The organism is Pseudomonas fluorescens, from assembly GCF_040448305.1.
Classification (GTDB): domain Bacteria; phylum Pseudomonadota; class Gammaproteobacteria; order Pseudomonadales; family Pseudomonadaceae; genus Aquipseudomonas; species Aquipseudomonas fluorescens_BH.
This window is the reverse complement of record NZ_CP148752.1, coordinates 5493547-5513594: the sequence shown is the minus strand read 5'-3', so window position 1 is coordinate 5513594 and position 20048 is coordinate 5493547. Positions and strand designations below refer to the sequence as shown.

At 61.8% G+C, this 20048-nt stretch carries 16 protein-coding genes; 5 read left to right on the top strand and 11 right to left on the bottom strand.

The window, feature by feature from the left end; genetic code table 11:
- Positions 1-24: 24 nt before the first annotated feature.
- The 4 genes from WHX55_RS25040 to WHX55_RS25025 form a co-directional block, all read right to left on the bottom strand.
- The gene (locus tag WHX55_RS25040) at positions 25-1344 is read right to left on the bottom strand and encodes an MFS transporter (protein ID WP_056726093.1); all 1320 of its coding nucleotides are present in this window, start codon (positions 1342-1344) and stop codon (positions 25-27) included.
- A 290-nt stretch (positions 1345-1634) separates the two neighbouring features.
- Positions 1635-2960 (bottom strand): sigma-54 dependent transcriptional regulator, encoded by a 1326-nt coding sequence (locus tag WHX55_RS25035; RefSeq protein WP_008052500.1) that lies wholly within the window; start codon positions 2958-2960, stop codon positions 1635-1637.
- A complete protein-coding gene (locus WHX55_RS25030; protein WP_150757959.1) occupies positions 2954-4720 on the bottom strand; it encodes an ATP-binding protein in 1767 nt (588 codons plus the stop codon). The genes WHX55_RS25035 and WHX55_RS25030 overlap by 7 nt, the downstream gene beginning before the upstream one ends.
- Before the next feature lie 863 nt (positions 4721-5583).
- The gene (locus WHX55_RS25025) at positions 5584-7107 is read right to left on the bottom strand and encodes a fumarate hydratase (RefSeq protein WP_150754473.1); all 1524 of its coding nucleotides are present in this window, start codon (positions 7105-7107) and stop codon (positions 5584-5586) included.
- Positions 7108-7498: 391 nt separating this feature from the next.
- Here WHX55_RS25025 and WHX55_RS25020 point away from each other — a divergent pair, with 391 nt between their 5' ends.
- From WHX55_RS25020 to WHX55_RS25010, 3 genes are read left to right on the top strand one after another with little or no spacing between them, the layout of a single operon-like run.
- Complete coding sequence (locus WHX55_RS25020) at positions 7499-8605, top strand: GGDEF domain-containing protein (RefSeq protein WP_353741520.1); 1107 nt, start codon at positions 7499-7501, stop codon at positions 8603-8605.
- On the top strand, positions 8598-9533 hold the full coding sequence (locus tag WHX55_RS25015) for an iron-sulfur-binding ferredoxin reductase (RefSeq protein ID WP_353741519.1): 936 nt from the start codon (positions 8598-8600) through the stop codon (positions 9531-9533). Before WHX55_RS25020 ends, WHX55_RS25015 begins: the two co-directional genes overlap by 8 nt.
- Positions 9534-9562: 29 nt before the next feature.
- Positions 9563-10312: an enoyl-CoA hydratase-related protein gene (locus tag WHX55_RS25010; protein WP_353741518.1), complete on the top strand. Its 750-nt coding sequence runs from the start codon at positions 9563-9565 to the stop codon at positions 10310-10312.
- 209 nt (positions 10313-10521) lie between these two features.
- On the opposite strand, the gene pyk is transcribed toward WHX55_RS25010, so the two are convergent.
- Positions 10522-11973: a pyruvate kinase gene (gene pyk / locus WHX55_RS25005; RefSeq protein WP_150726740.1), complete on the bottom strand. Its 1452-nt coding sequence runs from the start codon at positions 11971-11973 to the stop codon at positions 10522-10524.
- A 331-nt stretch (positions 11974-12304) separates the two neighbouring features.
- On the opposite strand from pyk, the gene WHX55_RS25000 reads away from it, so the two are divergent.
- Both WHX55_RS25000 and WHX55_RS24995 read left to right on the top strand, forming a co-directional pair.
- Positions 12305-12688, top strand: coding sequence for a tetratricopeptide repeat protein (locus WHX55_RS25000; protein WP_150757931.1), 384 nt, complete (start codon positions 12305-12307; stop codon positions 12686-12688).
- A gap of 235 nt (positions 12689-12923) precedes the next feature.
- Positions 12924-13283, top strand: coding sequence for a PilZ domain-containing protein (locus WHX55_RS24995; protein WP_353741517.1), 360 nt, complete (start codon positions 12924-12926; stop codon positions 13281-13283).
- A gap of 37 nt (positions 13284-13320) precedes the next feature.
- On the opposite strand, the gene WHX55_RS24990 is transcribed toward WHX55_RS24995, so the two are convergent.
- The 6 genes from WHX55_RS24990 to WHX55_RS24965 are packed head-to-tail and all read right to left on the bottom strand — an operon-like array spanning position 13321 to position 20034.
- Positions 13321-14649 (bottom strand): DUF58 domain-containing protein, encoded by a 1329-nt coding sequence (locus tag WHX55_RS24990; protein WP_353741516.1) that lies wholly within the window; start codon positions 14647-14649, stop codon positions 13321-13323.
- Positions 14646-15647 carry a MoxR family ATPase gene (locus tag WHX55_RS24985; protein WP_151213907.1) on the bottom strand — a complete coding sequence of 334 codons (1002 nt, stop codon included), beginning with the start codon at positions 15645-15647 and terminating at the stop codon, positions 14646-14648. Before WHX55_RS24985 ends, WHX55_RS24990 begins: the two co-directional genes overlap by 4 nt.
- Positions 15644-16807 carry a DUF4350 domain-containing protein gene (locus tag WHX55_RS24980; RefSeq protein ID WP_151213908.1) on the bottom strand — a complete coding sequence of 388 codons (1164 nt, stop codon included), beginning with the start codon at positions 16805-16807 and terminating at the stop codon, positions 15644-15646. Before WHX55_RS24980 ends, WHX55_RS24985 begins: the two co-directional genes overlap by 4 nt.
- A complete protein-coding gene (locus tag WHX55_RS24975) occupies positions 16804-18348 on the bottom strand; it encodes a DUF4129 domain-containing protein (RefSeq protein WP_353741515.1) in 1545 nt (514 codons plus the stop codon). The genes WHX55_RS24980 and WHX55_RS24975 overlap by 4 nt, the downstream gene beginning before the upstream one ends.
- Positions 18335-19312: a stage II sporulation protein M gene (locus WHX55_RS24970; RefSeq protein WP_223445912.1), complete on the bottom strand. Its 978-nt coding sequence runs from the start codon at positions 19310-19312 to the stop codon at positions 18335-18337. The genes WHX55_RS24975 and WHX55_RS24970 overlap by 14 nt, the downstream gene beginning before the upstream one ends.
- The gene (locus WHX55_RS24965; RefSeq protein WP_150757925.1) at positions 19309-20034 is read right to left on the bottom strand and encodes an RDD family protein; all 726 of its coding nucleotides are present in this window, start codon (positions 20032-20034) and stop codon (positions 19309-19311) included. The genes WHX55_RS24970 and WHX55_RS24965 overlap by 4 nt, the downstream gene beginning before the upstream one ends.
- Positions 20035-20048: the final 14 nt, after the last annotated feature.

Here is a 20048-nt window from a genome sequence, read left to right as displayed (position 1 = left end):
GTTGCAGTGAGCGTCGATTGGCGATCAGTCAGTGACGATCCGCGAATGCTTGCGGGTGTCTTTCATGGTGACGTACACCAGCAACGACACGGCAATGCACGCGGTAACGTACCAGTAGTAACCCGTCTCCATGCCGATGCTCTTGAACCACAGCGCGATGTATTCAGCGGTACCGCCGAAGATCGAGACGGTCAGTGCGTACGGCAGGCCCACGCCCAAGGCGCGGATTTCGGTCGGGAACAGTTCGGCTTTCACCACGGCGTTGATCGAGGTGTAGCCGCTGACGATGATCAGCGCTGCCATGATCAGGAAGAACGCACCCCACCAGGTCGTAATGGTGTGCAGGGTGGTCAGGATCGGTACGGTGAACAGCGTGCCCAGAATGCCGAAGGCAATCAGGATCGGCCGACGACCGATTTTATCTGACAGCCCGCCGATGATCGGTTGCAGGCACATGAACAGGAACAGCGTGGCGGCGGAAATGGTGGTGGAGTCGGAAATGCTCATGCCGACGGTGTTCACCAGGTATTTCTGCATGTAGGTGGTGTAGGTGTAGAACGCCAGGGTACCGCCCATGGTCAGGCCGACCACGGTCATCAGTTCCTTGGGGTGACGCATCAAGGTGCGCATCGCGCTTTCCTTGGCTTTTTCTTTCTTGGTGAACGACTCGGTCTCTTCCATGCCGCGACGCAGGTACAGCGCCACCACGGCACACAGCGCGCCGATGGCGAACGGGATGCGCCAGCCCCAGGCGTAGAGCTCCTCGGTGGTGAGGAAGTTCTGCAGGACAATCAGCACCGCCAAAGCGATGAGCTGGCCGGAGATCAGCGTCACGTACTGGAAGCTGGAGTAGAAACCGCGACGCTCCTTGGTCGCCATCTCGCTGAGGTAAGTGGCGGAGGTGCCGTATTCGCCACCCACCGACAGGCCTTGCAGCAAGCGCGCGAACACCAGCAGGATCGGCGCGCCGATGCCGATGACTTCATAACTCGGGCTCAGGGCGATCAGCAGCGAGCCGAAGCACATCAGGTACACCGAGGCCATCAGGGCCTTTTTGCGCCCGACCTTGTCGGCATACAGACCCATCAGCCAGCCACCGATCGGACGCATCAGGAAGCCCACGGCGAAGATCGCGGCGGTGTTGAGCAGTTGGGCGGTGGTGTCGCCTTTGGGGAAAAAGGTCTTGGCGAAGTACAGGGAGAAGGCGGCGTAGACGTACCAGTCGTACCACTCGACCATGTTGCCGACAGAACCGCTGAAAATCGATTTGATGCGACTGGCGGTGGTTCTTTCTTTAGCCGGCGTGGCAGCCGACCCAAGGGGCAGGGCGTTGGAGTTATCCATTGAAGGATCCTTCATTTAATTGTTTTTGTGGAGTGCGATTAAACGCAGCCTGCAGGGGCTATAGCAGGAGCTGTGCCAACGGGGAGAGGGCCGGTTTAGAGGGGGGAGGGTGTTTCGGTGAGCGGAAATCCGCCTATAAAAGTTTGGTGGTGAGCGGAAAATTGCTTGTCGGGAGATGTATTTGTATTGCCTTTGCCGGCCTCATCGCGAGCAAGCTCGCTCCCACAATGTTCGGCGTACACAGATCCACTGTGGGAGCGGGCTTGCCCGCGAAGAGGCCAGTCCAGACGCTACAGAAACATCTCTCTGCTCAACCCATGCCGCTGCATCTTTTCATTGAAGGTCCGGCGCGGCAGTTGCAGTTCTTCGAGCACCGCTTTCACATCGCCCTTGTGCCGGGTCAATGCCGCACGCAGGCATTGCGCTTCGAACGCTTCCTGCTGCGCCGCCAGTGACTGGCCGGGTTCGATGCCCAAGGGCTCCGGTTCACCGAGCCCCAATACCTGACGCTCGGCGACGTTCGCCAGTTCGCGCACGTTGCCTGGCCAGTCGTGACTCAGCAGGTGACTCAACTGCGCGCCGCTCAACGGTGGAAATTTACGTCCCAGGCGTTCGGCGGCGTTTTGGGCAAAGGATTCGAACAGCAAGGGTATGTCTTCACGGCGTTCGCGCAAGGGCGGCAGGCGTAGTTCAGCGACGTTCAAACGATAGGCCAAGTCTTCGCGAAAACGTCCGGCGCGCGCTTCGTCGAGCAGGTCCGGTTTGGTCGCGGCAATGATGCGCAAATCCACGCGGATGCTCTGGTTCGAGCCCAGTCGTTCAAGCTTTTGCTCCTGCAACACCCGCAGCAACTTCACTTGCTGGGCCAGCGGCATGCTTTCGATTTCATCGAGAAACAGCGTGCCGCCGTCGGCGTACTCCAGCTTGCCAATGCGCTTGCCGGACGCCCCGGTGAACGCGCCGCTCTCGTGACCGAACAGCTCGGCCTCGAACAATTGCTCGGGAATGGCCGCGCAGTTGAGTGCGACAAAGGGCTTGTCGGCCCGCGGCCCGAAGTCGTGCAGGCAACGCGCGACCAGTTCCTTGCCGCTACCGGTTTCGCCGCGAATCAGCACGTTGACCGGCAGTGCTGCCAGGTCCAGCACCTGCCGGCGCAAGGTCTGCAAGCCCCGGGACACCCCCAGCAGCGTGGCATCCAGCTTGGCGCGGTTGTCCGCCTGCTCGTGCAGCGCGCGGTTCTCCAGAACCAGCCGGCGCTTGTCGAGGGCGCGGCGCAGGCTGCCGAGCAGGGTTTCCGGGCTGAAGGGTTTTTCGAGGAAATCGTAGGCGCCGTCGCGCATGGCTTCGACGGCCATCGGCACGTCGCCGTGGCCGGTCAGCAGGATCACCGGCAAATCGGCATCCCGGCGTTGCACCTCGGCCAGCAGTTCCAGGCCGGTCATGCCGGGCATGCGCACATCGCTGAGAATCACCCCGGCAAAATGCCTGGGCAACTGCGCCAGGCATTCATCGGCGCGGCTGAACAATTGCACCTCGAAACCCGACAGGCTCAACCATTGCTCGACGGCACTGCGGATGCTGCTTTCGTCGTCGACCACGATCACTGAGTTCAGCATGGTTCATGCACCTCCAGGTCGATGGGCAAGGTCACGGTAAACACGGCCCCTTTGTCATGATTTTCGGCACTCAAGCGCCCGCCGGATTCATGAACGATGGCAAAGGAAACGGCCAGCCCGATGCCCAGGCCTTCGCCCACCGGTTTGGTGGTGAAGAATGGATCGAAGACCTTGGACAGGTTCTCTTCGGCGATACCGCCACCGTTGTCGATCACGCTCAGGCGCCACAATTGTTCGTCGGCCTCGAGGCGAATTTCCAGGCGTTTGCAGGGTTTATCCTGCATCGCATCAAGAGCATTGCGCAGCAGGTTGATCAGTACCTGTTCCAGGCGAATCGCATCGCCACGCACCCAGGCCGGGCGGGTCAGGTGCAGCACCGTGCTGACCTGTTCGTCGCGCAACCGGGTATCGAGCAGTTGCAGCGACTGGTCCACCACCGCCGCCAGGTCCAGGCGTTCGCGCAAACCGCTGGGGCTTTTGCGAGCGAAGGTTTTCAGATGGCCGGTGAGGGCCGCCATGCGGGTGAGCATTTCATCCACCGGTTTGAGCGCCTTGTAGGCGTCGTCGACGCGACCGTGGTCGAGCAGTAGCCTCAGAGTAGCAAGCTGCATGCGCTGGGCGGTGAGCGGCTGGTTGATCTCATGGGCCAGGGCGGCGGACATCTGCCCCAGCGCCGCGAGTTTGGCCGACTGCACCAGGCCTTCCTGGGCGGTGCGCAGGTCGCGGGTGCGTTCTTCTACCAGTCGTTCGAGTTCTTCGCGACTGCGCTGACGCAGTTTGGCCAGGCGCCAGCGCTGATTGAGGAACAGCAGCAGGAACACCAGGGTCAGCCATAGCCCGGCCGCGGCAAGCGCGGCGTTGCGGCTGTCTTCGAAGGCGACTTGCGGGCGCCGCAGCAGGTGCAGGGTCCAGCCCTCGGTACTCAGCGGCAGGGATTCCCACAGGTAATCGGCCTTGCCGTCGGGGCCATCGACCCGAGTCAGGTCACTGTTGTCGTCGAAGCGCCGCAACGATTGAAACTCAAGCGGCGTCAGCGGCTGCTTGTCGTACTGGCGAGTGGTCTTGAGTTCGGCATGATCGCTGTCGCTCAGCGGCTTGAGCAGGCGATAGCGCCAACCCGGCTGGTTGGCGATGAAGATGATCCCGCGCGCATCGCTGACCAGCAGCGTGTCGCTGCCCTGACGCCACTCGCGTTCCAGTTCGGGGAATTCCAGTTTCACCACCATGGCACCGAGGAACTGGCCGTCGTCATCGCTGACCGCGCTGGAGAGGAAGTAACCGGGAATCCCGCTGGTCACCCCCACGGCATAAAAGCGCCCCGTGCCCTGGGTGCGGGTCTGGTTGAAATAGGGACGGAAACCGTAGTTGTGGCCGACATAACTGCTGGGCAAACGCCAATTGCTCGCCGCTACGGCCAGACCGGTGCGATCGAGCAGTTCCAGGGTCGAGGATTCGGCGGCGCCATTGATTTTTTCCAGTTTGCGATTCAGCGCATCCTGCTGCTCGGGGCTCACCGCCCCCTTGAGCGCCGAGCGCAGCTCCGGGTCCAGCGCCAGCACCGCGGGCAGGGCGCGGTAACGTTCGATCAGGGTATGCAGGGACGTGGCATACAGCGCCAGTTGCTGATTGGCGCGGCCAGCGTCTTCGACCATTGACTGGCGCACGGTGTGGCGCATGGCCAAGGTGGCGGCGAGGGCGGCGCCGGCGATGATCAATAAGGTGTAGAGCGCCAGGCGCAGGGATCTGGAGGTCGGGAGCATCGAACGGAAATCGGACAAAAGATAGGAGGCGCAAGATAGCATGCGGACTATCTTGCGCCAGATCTCATCTCACTGCGCCCGAGTGGATACCTTGAGCTTTCAACGATTTATGTTTTGTCTCATCTGCTCCAGTTCATCTGTCAGTTTCCCCAACGAAACTACCGTGTTCCCGGAGTTACTCAGATCATCATTGTTCAAGTGTGCTTCATGCATTCTGTTGGCTAGCCCGGTCTGTTCAGACGGGCTGTCACCAGGATCCTGATTGGCTCCACGGGCTTGGTAAAGGGCGAGCCGGTGAAAACGCATGAGTGTTTCACGGAGAAACGTTTCCCATGCTCAGGGGGAAACTCGACGGGTAGATGGCCGCTGATGAGTCGCCTTGTGCGGCGTTACCCCGAGAACATTCCCAAGCGTTTCACTGTGAAACGCTTCGAATGACCAGCACCTCACGCACGGCACCGCCCTCGAGCATGGCGCGCATCAAAACAACCCTGCTTGGATTTTCTGCTGCAGCAGCGCAGCTAGTTCCCGACTGGGGTATTGGGCTTGCAGTCTCCAGGCTTTACAGCCGAGAGCATGCCGAAAAGCGCCGGCGTCCGTGAGGTCCTGAACGCTCCCACACAGCCGACAGCGCACCAGCGGGCCGTCGAGTGTCCAGTGTTTATTCCAGGCTTTCAGCGGCAAGTAGGTCACGGACATTCAAAACTAGGCCTTTGGCGAGGTACGACAGGGACTGCGTGCGCGTAAAACTACTCACTGCAAGTGATGGTAGGCCAGTCCCCGGGGGGTGGTGACCAGAAGGTAAAAAAAAACCGCGCTGTCGTACAGACAGCGCGGCTCTTTTTTAATCAGCGGTTAAGTGCTTACTGCACTTCCACCGCCAGGCTTTCACTGATCTTTTTCTGCCAGATGGCAGGACCTGTGATGTGTACCGACTCGCCCTTGCTGTCGACCGCAACGGTCACAGGCATGTCTTTTACGTCGAACTCGTAGATCGCTTCCATACCCAGTTCGGCGAAAGCTACCACGCGGGATTTCTTGATCGCTTGCGCCACCAGGTAAGCCGCGCCACCGACAGCCATCAGGTAAACGGCTTTGTGGTCCTTGATCGCTTCGATCGCGGTCGGGCCGCGCTCGGACTTGCCGATCATGCCCAGCAGGCCAGTCTGCTCGAGGATCTGACGGGTGAACTTGTCCATCCGCGTCGCGGTGGTAGGACCTGCCGGGCCAACCACTTCTTCGCGTACCGGATCAACCGGACCCACGTAGTAGATGAAGCGACCCTTGAGGTCCACCGGCAGGGTTTCGCCCTTGTTCAGCATCTCGACCATGCGCTTGTGCGCAGCATCGCGACCGGTGAGCATCTTGCCGTTGAGCAGGACGGTCTCGCCCGGCTTCCAGCTCTGCACTTCTTCCGGAGTCAGGGTGTCGAGGTTGACGCGACGGGCCGACGGGCCGGCTTCCCAGACGATTTCCGGGTAGGCGTCCAAAGGTGGCGCTTCCTGGGCAACCGGACCGGAACCGTCGAGCACGAAGTGCGTGTGACGGGTGGCGGCGCAGTTCGGGATCATGCACACCGGCAGCGAGGCTGCGTGGGTCGGGTAGTCCATGATCTTCACGTCGAGCACGGTGGTCAGGCCACCGAGGCCCTGGGCGCCGATGCCCAACTGGTTGACCTTCTCGAACAGCTCCAGGCGCATTTCTTCAATGCGGTTCTGTGGGCCACGGGCTTTGAGCTCGTGAATGTCGATGGATTCCATCAACACTTCCTTGGCCATGACGGCAGCTTTCTCGGCGGTGCCGCCGATGCCGATGCCGAGCATGCCTGGTGGGCACCAGCCGGCGCCCATTTCCGGGACGGTTTTCAGCACCCAGTCGACGATCGAGTCGGACGGGTTGAGCATCGCCATCTTCGACTTGTTCTCGGAACCGCCGCCCTTGGCCGCCACGTCCACTTCCACGGTGTTACCCGGAACGATGGAGTAGTGGATAACGGCCGGGGTGTTGTCCTTGGTGTTCTTGCGAGCGCCCGCCGGGTCGGCGAGGATCGAAGCACGCAGGACGTTTTCCGGCAGGTTGTAGGCGCGACGAACGCCCTCGTTGATCATGTCGTCCAGGCTCATGGTGGCGCCATCCCAACGCACGTCCATGCCCACGCGGACAAACACGGTCACGATGCCGGTGTCCTGGCAGATCGGACGGTGGCCGGTGGCGCACATGCGCGAGTTGATCAGGATCTGTGCCATCGAGTCGCGGGCCGCTGGCGATTCTTCGCGCAGGTAGGCTTCGTGCATCGCCTGGATGAAATCCACGGGGTGGTAGTAGGAAATGAACTGCAGGGCGTCGGCAACGCTCTGAATCAGGTCGTCTTGCTTGATCACGGTCATGAGTCGCGCTCCTCTAAAAGACGGGAACATTCAATAAGGTGCTTGCAGCTTGGGTGCATCGGTCGGTTGCAAGCACCTTTCAAGGCACGCCGGGCAAGCTGGCGCGACGCTAAAAAGGCGCGGCAGTATACCGCGCCTCGCGGACAGGCACACCCGCCGGCAGTCAATCGTTGGTCGCATAGATGCAGCTGCAGCGGCAAGTTTGAAGCTGCAAGTCAAAGCGCATGCCTTTTGTGGCGATCCGACAAGCCCCCTCGCCACAGGGTCGTGCAAGGCTCGGAAAGTCGATCCCGAAAATTGAATGGTCATTTATCGGTCTCGCCACTAAAGTGACATACGGTCTGTAGAGTAGGACGCTCTGTCAGTCTCCTTTCATTTGGTGAGTCAACGATTGACCCATAACGCCATCCAGCGCCTGTTGCTCAAACGTTTCGCCCTCGCGGCCGGTACCTATGCCCTGGCATTGCTGTTGCTGTGGCTGGCGTTTTTTACCGGTCACCATGATGCACCGCTTTCCAATATCGCCATCGGCAGCTCGTTGGTGGTGGTCAGCCAGGCCACCCTGTTCGCGGTGTTCTACAGCGGCTACAACCTGCGCTTCTCCGACCCCAGCCTGACCGAGGCGCAAGTGTTGCTGGGGCTGGGCTGGCAAACGTGGCTGATCGCCCATCTGGACGAAGCCCGGGGCGCGTTTCTGGTGTTTTACGTGCTGATCCTGCTGTTCGGCCTGTTCCATCTGTCACGCCGGTCTTTAGTACGATGCGCGCTGCTGGTGTTTTTCAGTTTCAGTGCGATCACGCTGTGGGAGGGCTACCACTTCCAGTTGCCTGACTCGGCCATGGCGGTGTTGCAGGTCTGCGTGCTGTTCATCGTGCTGGTGTGGCTGGTGCTGTATGCCCGCTATGTCCAGGCCTCGCGACAGCGTATGCGCCAGCGGCGTTTTGCCTTGCAGGCGCACCAGGACACGTTGCGCGGGATGATGCGCCAGCTCGAAGACCAGGTGGCCACTGACGAGCTCACGGGGCTGTTCAATCGCCGGCATTTTCTGCGCCTGGCATCACGCGAGTTGAACGCCATGGACGCCGGTGTCGTGCATGGCCTGGCACTGATCGACCTTGACCATTTCAAGCGCATCAACGACCTGCACGGTCATGCCGCTGGCGATCAGGTGCTGCAAGCCTTTGCCGGCGTTGCCAGCGCGTGCCTGCGCGACGGTGATGTTCTGGCCCGCTACGGCGGCGAAGAGTTCGTGGTGCTGCTGCCCGATTGCGATGCCGACAGCCTGACTTCGTGCTGCGAACGGCTGCGCATCGCGTTCACCGATGTCGAGCTGATTGGTCTGAATGTGCGCAACCTTAGTCTGTCCGCCGGCATGACCCTGCTGGAACGGGGCGACGACCTCGATGACGCCCTGCAACAGGCCGATCAGGCGCTTTATCGCGCCAAACGTGACGGCCGCAACCGCTGTGCGGCAGCGTGGGAGAACGTCAATGCCTGAGCTGCGGGTCGGCGAGCGCCACTGGTCGGTGGCGGCGGGCAGCAATCTGCTCGACGCGCTGAACCAGAACGGCGTGCCAGTGCCTTACAGTTGCCGCGCCGGCAGTTGCCATGCGTGCCTGGTGCAGTGTGTACGGGGCCTGCCGAGCGACAGCCGCCCCGATGCCCTGAGTGCACAGCAGCGTGAACAAGGCTGGCGCCTGGCGTGCCAGTGCCAGGTGGTCGAGGACTTGCAGGTGCACGCCTTCGACCCGCAAACCGATGGCCGACCGGCCGAAGTGGCTGCCGTCGATTGGTTGAGCGCCACGGTCCTGCGTCTACGCGTAATCCCCCAGCGACCGTTGCGCTATGGCGCCGGTCAGCACCTGGTGTTGTGGGCGGGCAGCGTGGCGCGGCCGTATTCTCTCGCCAGCCTGCCGCAAGAAGACCGTTTTCTGGAGTTTCATCTCGATTGCCGCAAGCCCGGGGAATTCAGCGATGCCGCCAGGCAATTGCGCATCGGCGATCCGATCCGTCTCGGTGAACTGCGCGGCGGTGCCTTGCATTACGACCCTGACTGGCACGCCCGGCCGTTGTGGTTGATGGCGGCCGGCACCGGGTTGGGGCCCTTGTTTGGTGTATTGCGCGAAGCGCTGCGCCAGGATCACCAGGGCGCCATCCGCGTCATTCACCTGGCCCATGATGCCGATGAGCACTATCTGGCCAAACCTTTGCAAGCCATGGCCGCCAGTCGCTCGAACCTGAGTGTCGAACTGTGGACCCCGGCCGAGTTGCCAGCGGCTTTGGCGCAACTGCGGCTTGTTTCGCGGCAAACCCTGGCCTTACTCTGCGGAGCCCCCGACAGCGTCGACGCCTTTGCCCGGCGCCTTTACCTGGCGGGATTGCCGCGCAATCAACTGCTGGCCGATGTGTTCCTGCCCCGTGGTTGAGCGCTGACTTTTCAGACGCGAGACCTGCCATGACCGATGCCATCCAAATTGAACGCGAACGCGGCCTGTTGACCCTGCGCCTGAATCGCCCGGACAAGAAAAACGCCCTGACCCGCGCCATGTACAGCGACCTGGCCGAGGCGTTGAAACAGGCCGACAGCGACCCCGGGATCAACGCCGTGCTAATCACCGGCTCTGCCGAATGCTTCACCGCCGGCAACGACATCGCCGATTTCATCCAGCAACCGCCGAGCGGCCTCGACAGCCCGGTGTTCCAGTTCATGCTCAACCTGCTCGAATGCCGCAAACCGGTGATCGCCGCCGTGGCCGGAGCGGCGGTGGGCATTGGCACGACGATGTTGCTGCATTGCGACCTGGTCTACGTCAGCCGTGACGCACGCCTGCGCATGCCGTTCGTCAACCTTGGTCTATGCCCGGAGTTCGGCTCCAGCCTGATCCTGCCGCGCTTGCTTGGGCAGGCCAAGGCGGCGGAGTTGTTGCTGCTCGGTGAGGGTTTCAATGGTGAACAGGCTGCAGCGTGGGGCATTGCGTCCGAAGCGCTGGGCAGTGGCGAAGAAGCCTTGGCCAAGGCGCGGGAGATGGCGCTGCGCTTCGAGTCGTTGCCGCCGGAAGCGGTGCGCATCAGCAAGCAATTGATGAAGACGCCGGACCGGGAGCTGGTGCGCAAGGTGATTGAAGAGGAGGGTGCGTTGTTCACTCAACGGCTGCGTTCGCCGGAGGCGCTGGCGGCGTTGACGGGGTTTATCAAACGACACTGAGTCTTCGCTGGCTGGGCCGGCCCCATCGCGAGCAGGCTCGCTCCCACAATGGCCGGCGTTTTCAGCAAATTATAGGATCACCACAAGTCCCCTGTGGGAGCGAGCCTGCTCGCGATGAGGCCGGCCTGGACAACACAACTATCGGATCAGAAAGTAAAAAGCCCCGCCATTCACATGGCGGGGCTTTTGTTTTTCGAACAACCGGTCACTCAGACCATCGGATCGCCAACGTGCAGGATCTTCATGCCGTTGGTGCCGCCGGTGGTGTGGTAGCTGTCGCCCTTGGTCAGGATGACCCAGTCGCCTTTCTGTACTACGCCGCGCTTGACCAGCTCGTCGATCGCCTTCTGGCTGACTTCGTTCGGCGCCAGCGAAGCCGGGTCGAACGGGATGGTGTACACGCCACGGAACATCGCCGCGCGAGCCTGGGCTTCGCGGTGTGGGGTGAACGCGTAGATCGGCACCGAGGAGCGGATGCGCGACATGATCAGCGGGGTGTAGCCACTTTCGGTCAGGGCAATGATCGCTTTCACGCCCGGGAAGTGGTTGGCGGTGTACATGGTCGCCAGGGCAATGCTCTCGTCGCAGCGCTCGAACTCTTTGCCGATACGGTGGCTGGAGGTCTTGCTGGTCGGGTGCTTTTCGGCACCGATGCAGATGCGCGCCATGGCCTGAACGGCTTCCAGCGGGTACAGGCCAGCGGCACTTTCGGCCGAAAGCATCACGGCGTCGGTGTAGTCGAGCACGGCGTTGGCCACGTCGGACACTTCAGCGCGGGTTGGCATCGGGTTCTGGATCATCGACTCCATCATCTGGGTCGCGACGATTACCGCCTTGTTGTGGCGGCGTGCGTGCAGAATGATCTTCTTCTGGATGCCCACCAGCTCGGCGTCGCCGATTTCCACACCCAGGTCACCACGGGCAACCATCACCGCGTCGGACGCCTTGATCAGGCCGTCGAGGGTTTCGTCGTCGGCCACGGCTTCGGCGCGTTCGATCTTCGCCACCAGCCAGGCAGTGCCGCCGGCCTCGTCGCGCAGTTGACGGGCGTATTCCATGTCGGCGGCGTCACGGGGAAAGGAGACCGCGAGGTAGTCGACTTCCATTTCCGCGGCGAGCTTGATGTCGGCCTTGTCTTTTTCAGTCAGGGCCGGAGCGGTCAGGCCGCCACCGCGACGGTTGATGCCTTTATGGTCGGACAGCGGGCCGCCGATGGTCACGGTGCAGTTCAGTTCGGTGGCGGTGGCGGTATCGACGCGCATCACCACGCGACCGTCGTCGAGCAGCAGCTCGTCGCCCACGCCACAGTCCTTGACCAGGTCCGGGTAGTCGATGCCGACCACTTGCTGGTTGCCTTCGGTCAGAGGATGGCTGGTGGAGAAGGTGAATTGATCACCGATCTTCAGCTCGATCTTCTTGTTGGCGAATTTGGCGATACGGATTTTCGGGCCTTGCAGGTCACCCAGCAGGGCGACGAAGCGACCGTGCTTGGCCGCGAGGTCACGCACCAGCTTCGCGCGAGCCTTGTGCTCGTCGGGAGTGCCGTGGGAGAAGTTCAGGCGGGCGACGTCCAGGCCAGCCAGAATCAGCTGTTCGAGAACTTCCGGCGAGTTACTGGCCGGGCCAAGGGTGGCGACGATTTTGGTACGACGGACGGACATGCAAAGACTCCTGAGTTCAAGCGCTGAGTGAGGCTACTATGCTCCGAAGGTGTAGTCATTGTTCGTTTGCACTACTTTTTCGTGAAGAGCTTGGTTTTAAGGAAGAACCAGATGTTGCCCTGGCCTCTGTAGGAGCGAGCCTGCTCGCGAAGAGCTCAAGGACGACGCGGTTACTCAGAAAGTACGCATAATCGTTGACGTCCATCGCGAGCAGGCTCGCTCCTACAACAACGGTCCGCAGTGCCTTGATTGAACCCGACAACTTTGCATCTCGCAGCCTGAAGATTTCCGACCACGGGTCGATACAGGGTTCAAGACAGGAGATCCCCCCATGCGATTCGTGCTCATTGCCGCCCTTGCCCTCAGCGCTCTCAGCGTCACGGGCTGCACCCGTTGGTCGATGAACCATCATTTGAACAATGCCTACAAAGCCTATGACCGGGGCAATTGCGAGCAAGTCATACTTGAACTGTCCAAGGTCGAGCGCGAAAGCCGGGCGCGGCCTTATGTGTGGCCGGAAGTGTCGATGATGCGCGGCCTGTGCCTGGAGCGACAGAAGATGTTTATCGACGCGGCCCAGACCTATCAGTTCATCATGGCGTCCTACCCACAGAGCGAATATGCCTACCGCGCCCGTGCCCGCATTGAAACCCTGCAGAGCCTGGGCCACTACCCGACGCGCCGTGCAGCGGCCGCTAAACCGACGCAGTTCTGATGTCGGTAACCCTCTGAGCGCTGGCTCCCCGGCGGTGCTGAGCTATAGTCCAATGAACCGGTTTTAGAGCGTTGCCTCTGATGAACCGGGGCAACACCTGTGACCGGCACAAGCAAGACTCTGCGCTACAAGGACTGGCGCACCGGAAGCGGGGAGAGCGGGCAAAGACTTATGCATACCCGTTCCGAAGCAGTAGTGCGGCTCTGCTTAAGAGCCTTGCATAGCGAAATTGCACATGTTCACCGACCGCCGAATCGAGCGGCATCAACTGCCGTACTTCCTGAAAGTGTTCAACGGCATCACCGGCAAACCCATCGGCTACCTGGGCAATGTCTCCGAAGACGGGCTGATGTTGATCAGCCAGCTACCGATGATGATCGGCGCGGACTTCAACCTGCGCCTGAAAATTCCCGCCAGCGAAGGTGGCCAGCGGATCATCGACCTGCAGGCCTGTTGCCTGTGGTGCCACGAAGACGCGACCCCCCAACATTATGACGCCGGTTTCAGCCTGCAACGGGCGCCGCCGGAGTATGGGCAACTGGTGGAGGCGCTGAGGCGGTATTTCAGTTTTCAGCCGTTGCCGGCTTCGGCTTGAGATCACTGGAAAACCGGCTGTGAGTGATTGCTCAGGCTCAGAGTCCAGTTCTTTTCCAGCCCAGGTACCGAGTCACCAACTCTGCCCCCAACTCACCGGGCCGCGCATCCATCACCAACACTCCATGAGCGTTCAAGCGCTCATGGAGTTCGGCGCGTGCATTGAGGTAGTCCACGGTTCCGCAATAGGCCAGCGCCTCGGGCAAGGTCTGTACCGGTGACTGACGCAAGGTGTCGAGCACGTCTTCGCGCAGGCTCGCGACCAGCACCTGATGCTGCTGGCTCAGGCGCTTGACCGCCGAGAGCAACTCATCGTCGTCCTCTTCGCGCAGATTGGTTACCAGCACCACCAGTGCCCGGCGTTTTTGCCGTGCCAGCAGTTGCGTTGCCGCGGTTTGATAGTCGGCGCTGCGTTGGCTGCTGTTCAAGTCATAAACGCTGTTGAGCAGTGTGTTGAGATGGCTGATGCCTTTTACCGGCGCAAGGTCGCGCGGTTGTTCGCTGGCAAAGGTACTCAGGCCTACCGCGTCGCCCTGACGTAGCGCGACGTAGCTGAGCAACAGACAGGCGTTGAGGGCGTGGTCGAAGTGTGACAGTTCATCATCCTGGCTGCGCATGTGCCGGCCGCAGTCGAGCATGAAGATGATCTGCTGATCGCGTTCATCCTGATACTCCCGGGCAATCGGGGTACGTTGGCGGGCGGTGGCTTTCCAGTCGATCTGGCGCAGACTGTCGCCCTCACGAAATTCGCGCAATTGATGGAATTCCAGGCCCAGGCCCCGTCGTTGTTTCTGGCGTACGCCAAGCTGGCTGAGCCAGTTGTCCACCGCCAGCAACTGCCCTCCATACAAACGGGCGAAATCTGGGTAGACGCGGGTGGTATCGGGCAGGTCGAGCAAGCGTCTGTCCGACCAGAGCCCCAAGGGGCTTGGCAGGTCGATTTCGCAGTGTTTGAAGCTGAAGTGGCCGCGCTTGAGCGGGCGTAGGCGATAACCGGCCAGGCTGTGCCGGCCGGGTTGCAGTTCGACCGTCAGTGGCAGGTTTTCGAAGCTCAGGCCTGGTGGTACGTGGTCGAAGACTTGTACGTTCAGTGGTTGGGCGAAGTCGTGTTCGACTGTCAGTTGCACCTCGCTCCATCGACCCAGCGCCAGGCTGCCGGGCAACTGGCGTTTCAGCCGGGGCGAAGGCAAGCGCTTGAGGCGAATGGCATCGAGGATGGCCAGAACCAGCAGCGCCAGGAGCAACCCCCAGTTGATCGCCATGAGATTCGCCGGAACCGCGAATTCCAATACCCGCAAAGTACCCGACACAATTCCGCAGGCCAGCAGGATCAGCAGCCAGGCGAGCATCAGGCGCGAGGGTTTCACAGGCGTGGCGCCGGCACTTGGTCGAGCATCTGCTGGAGTACCTGATCGACATCCAGGCCCTCGATGTCCAGCTCCGGCGCGATGCGCACACGATGGCGCAGCACGGCCAGGGCGCAACCCTTGATGTCATCCGGAATCACGAACTCACCACCACGCAACAGTGCGCGGGCCCGGGCACATCGCACCAGCGCGATGGACGCGCGTGGGCCGGCGCCGAGAATCAAGCCGGGCCAGCTGCGGGTGGAGCGGGCCAGGCGCACGGCGTAATCGAGCACCTGATCGTCCAGCGCCAGGTCGCTGGCAATGCGTTGCAGGGCCAGTACATCCCTGGCCTGCAACAACGTGCGCATCGGTTGAACGTCGAGCATGTCGGCCCGGGTCGAGCGGCTGACCTGACGCACCATGTTCAGCTCTTGCTCGGCGTCGGGGTAGTCCATGCGCACTTTGAGCATGAAGCGGTCCAGTTCAGCTTCCGGCAAGGGGTAAGTGCCTTCCTGTTCGATCGGGTTTTGCGTGGCGAGCACCATGAACGGTTGCACAATCGGCAATGGCTGGCCTTCGAGGGTGACTTGCCGTTCCTGCATGGCTTCGAGCAGTGCGGCCTGGGTTTTCGCCGGGGCACGGTTGATCTCATCGGCCAGTAGCAGGTTGGTGAACAACGGCCCCTTGCGCAGCTTGAACTGCTCGGTCTGCAAGTCATACACCGCATGCCCGGTGACGTCGCTAGGCATCAGGTCCGGGGTGAACTGGATTCGCGCGAACTCACCGCCGAAACAGCGGGCGAGGGCGCGCACCAACAGGGTCTTGCCCAAACCCGGTACGCCTTCGAGCAACACGTGGCCGCCAGCGATCAGCGCGGTCAGGACGTCGTCGATCACGCGGTCCTGGCCAATCACTGCTTTTTGCAGTTCTTTGCGTACGGCCTGGGCCAGATGGCCGGCACGCTGACGTTGTTGAGCGGTGTGGCTCGGTACGTCGGGCTCGATCGGTTGACTCATAGGGCGTTCCTCAAGGATTGCAGGTGGGCGACCTGACGGCTGAATTCAACGCTGGAAAGCCGTTGTTTCGACCGCGGGCTCATGGCCTGGCTGATGGCGCGTGTGGGTTGGCCGGTCAGACGCGCGAGCACCAGCCATTGTTCGGCAACGCCGAGTTGTTCAAAGCCGGGATGACGACGCCGCACGCGCCGCAGGATGTCTTGCTGCAAGGCTTGCAACAGGCCGGCCTGACCGTTGCGGCGCAACAGGAAGTCGGCACTGGCGCACAGGTGCTCCTGCAATTGCCGGCGCGCTTTCGGTGCCGGTTCCAGCAGCGGACCCTGACGCACGCCAAAGTGCCAGAAACCCAGGCCGATCAAGGCGAACAACGCGACCAGCGCCTGGGGGAAACATCGCAGCAGCAAAGTCGGCAGGCTGTCGTGATCGGTGTTGAAGATCAGGGTCACGCGGGTATCGGCGGTGAGGTACCAGAGCAACCAGGCGTTGTCGTACCGGTCGATGGCCGGGGTTTTCCACAAGTCGGCATCGGTGACCACGATGATCGAACCCTGCCCGTGCTTGAGCTGCATCATGTGCGTGGCCCTGGCGCTGTTGGCCCAGGCCAGGGCGAGGTTTTTCGGGTCTTCGAGATGGAACGCGGTATCGAAACCGGCGTAGGCCGGGGCGTCTTCGTTTTCCAGATAGAGCTTGGTCAGTTGCGGGTACGGATCTTCGCCGACATTCGGCGGCGGGTCCTTGAGGTCTTTGCTCAGGGATTGGTGCAGTTGCACCCGATCGAGCAGCAGGTCATTGCTTTGGCCGAGTTTTTCATTCCACAGCGACTCGGCGACGAACAGAAGCCGCCCGCCGGCCCGGGTCCAGTTCATCAGCTGGTCGATCTGCCGTGGGGTCATGTTGTAGCGGTCCCCGAGCAACAGCAGGCTGCGTTGGCGCGGGTCGAGGCTGGGCAGGATGTCGAGGCCATTGGCATGGTCGACGTTCTGGCCTTGTTTACGCAGGAAAAGCTCCGCCGCCAGATAAGGGTTGGCATTGGCTTCGGGGGAGGGACCGTGGTCGATTTCGGTCTGGTAGGGGGTAGCCTTTAGGTACAGATAAACGCTCAGCGCAGCCAGCAACACGGCAACCAATGCACCGGCTATTGAGCCCCAGCGCCGACTCAACGGACAGCCTCCGGGCCGAACAGAACGCGCCAGCCGTTACACAGTTCCTGCTGCACCTGAGCGGGCGGCAGGCGATGTCCGTAGGCCATGTTTTGCCAGTGCCCGGTCAGGTTTTGGCTGTAGGCCAGCAAGGCCGGTTGCTGTAATAGCTCGACACGCCGAAGCACCTGGCCTTCGGTGTCGGCGGCTTTGAGCGCGATGTTGAAGTCGTGCAGCAGGCGACTGAGCAGGGCGCGATAGAGCAAGCCGAGCGCTTCGCGCGGATGGGTCTGCCAGAGGCTTTCAGCGTGGGCGGCGATGTCGGCGGGCAGGGACTCGGGCTTGAGGTCCATGCCGAATGCCTGCTGCGGTAACGGTCGCGTGGCTTTGATATCGGGGATCGGTCGGCGGCTGACGAACGCCTGCAACCAGTCGCGATAATGCCAGATCAACAGGCCGACGGTGCCAATGACGATGCCCCACAGCCCGACTTCAATCAGCGTCGCCAATGCCCAGAAGCGTTGCCCCTCAAGCAGCTTCAACAGGGCCTTCAACCATTGTGGTGTCTTACCGTCGTCCGTAGCTTCGGCACTCGGTTGGTCTTCGCCAAAGCGGTAGCGCGTGACCGATTCCCGGTTCTTGAAGGGCGGCTGTTCGAGGATCGCCTTGATGCTGTCCCTGGAGGCCTGGCTGCTCAGGGGCTGGTCCAGGAGGCGTGGGCTGTCGGGTGAGAGGGCCGGTTCGGTGGCCCATGCGCTGTGGGTGGGCGGCATCAGCACAATCACGGCGATCAACAGGACAGCGCTTGCACTGACCAGACGCTGGCGCATTCGGCGGAACACCAGTTCGATATCCCAGGCCTCCAGCACGGTGCGCCGGTTCAGGTACAGACTGAAACCGCAGGCGACATAGATCGGTTCCCAGACCACCAGTACCAGTGCATAAAAGGCATTGGTCAGGTGTTCCAGCCAGCGCCAGTCCTGGTTGACCGCCGAGATCAGCGACTGCCAGCTCCAATCGAGCGCGACCTGTTGAGGCAGCAATAGATAGAACAACACCATCAAGCCGATCCACAACGCGCCTTCCAGGTGCGCGCCGATGATCGTCAGCCAGCGTGCGGCGCCAGCGTTTCGCTGCAACAGCACCTGTAGACGCTGTTGCCGTTGTTGCCCGTCCAGTCCTTCGAGTTGCACCACCGGCATCACGAAACTGCGGGGCAAACTCAGGCGTCGCCAGGTCAGGCTGGCCAGCAATTGCGGTTTGAGCAGGCGTGGCCATTGGCGCAGGGCCTGTTTGAGCGTGGGCGTTTCACCGAACATGGCCTGGGACAGGATGTATAAGGGCAGGCGTTCGAACGCCGGCTTCAGCCACCAGAAAATGAACACGGCGAGAGACGGCGAATCCCAGAATCCCCAGCTGAGCAGCGCGAAAACCGGCAAGGTGACCAAGGCCCAACTGGTCACCAACAGGCGTCGGTGGCGTTGGCTCAGGAGCACCCCGAGGTCCATGGCTTCCCAGGTCGAGCGCGGGCGAATCACCACCGTGGCGTCACTCAGGCGCATGGCGGCGACGTCCGGCAAACACGAGATAAACCACCACCAGCAACCAGAGCGCCGCGCCAACCAGGTACTTGGTCTGGTGCGACGGGCCGGTCATTGACGACCAATAGGCTTCGATAAACGCCGCGATCAACAGAAACAGCATGACCCCGCAGATCAGCAGCACGCTCTTGCGCGCCGCCAATCGCAAGGCCTCGGCGCGTGGCAGGCGCCCCGGGGCGACCAACGCCCATCCCAGCTTCAAGCCTGCGGCACCGGCCAGGGCGATGGCGCTGAGTTCGAAAGCACCATGGCCTATCACGAATGACCAGAAGGTTTGCCCGTAGCCGACGTAGGTCAGGTGCCCGGCCACTGCACCGATCATCAAGCCGTTGAAGATCAGGAAAAACACGCTGCCCAGGCCGAACAGAAAACCGCTGGCAAAGGTCTGAAAGGCAATGCCGATGTTGTGCATGATGTAGTAGCCGAACATCGCCCAGTCCTCACTGGCGGCCCGTTCCACCGTGCGCCCGAGGTGGCCGGCAACGGGGTCGTACATGCTTTGCATTTCACTGACCTGCTCGGCGGGGATCAGGTTGTAGACCAAGTCCGGGTACAGGTACACCAGCAGTGCGAAACCGGCCAGGCTGCCAAAGAACATCAGGCTGGCGGCGAGGACGAAACGCCACTGTTCGCGCACCAGTCGCGGAAAGTCGGCCAGGATGAACGCCAACACGTTGGCGCCCAAATGGCTGCGATGACGGTAAAGCTGTTGGTGTCCGCGCAGCACTTGTTGCTGCAGGGAGTCGATCAGGAAACTGCTGTAGCCACGCTCCCGGGCCAGTGCCAGGTGTTGGCAGAGGCGCCGGTAGTCCTTCGGGAAACTGCCGGCGTCGGTGGCCTTACCGCCCCGTTCCAACTGCTCGAGCAGGTGGGAGAAATGGTCCCATTCGGCCTTGTGCCGGCTTTCAAAAAGGCTTTGCTTCATGCCGGCCCCAACAAGCCGCGGGCGATGCCGTTGAGCTCGGTCACCGCCTGCGGGGGGTGGACTTGCAAGGGTTGGGCAAGAATCGAAGCCAGTTCATTGACCCGCGCTTCGGAGAGTTCACCCTGGCGCTCGGCAAACCCGAGGATGGCCCGTTGCTCGGTGAGTGTCAGGACAAAGGCCGGGCGACGCGGCTGGGCTTCGGGAAGCTGGGGACGGGTGTGCGATTGTTCGCGGTAGATCACCAGGGTCCCGGCGGCGATATCGCCGAGGCGCTTGAAGTGGGGATGTTGCAGGCAACTGACGGCCCCTAGGAAGTAACCGAACGGCAGCAGGTCGACAACGCGCAGCAGGTTGCGCAGCAGCGAAGCGGACCAGCCGACCGGGGTGCCATCGTCGTGCACCACCCGCAGTCCCATCCATTGCTTGCCCGGCGAGCGGCCGTGGTTAAGCACCTCGAACAACACCATGTACCACCAGCTCACCACGAACAGCAGGATCGAACCGAGTCCGGCCCCCAGTTTGCCGAGCATTGCCAGTGCAAGGAACAGCACGCCCAGGACCAGGCCGCGCAATCCAAGATCGATGGAGAATGCCAGCGCACGGACCATCAACCCGGCCGGGCGCAGTGGCAGGTCGACGCCCTCCGGCGTTTCGACCTGGTACCGCGTATCCAGCGGCGGTGACAGCGGCGCAGTCCCTGGCAGTGCTGTGGTCTCGAGCATGGGCAACCTGATGA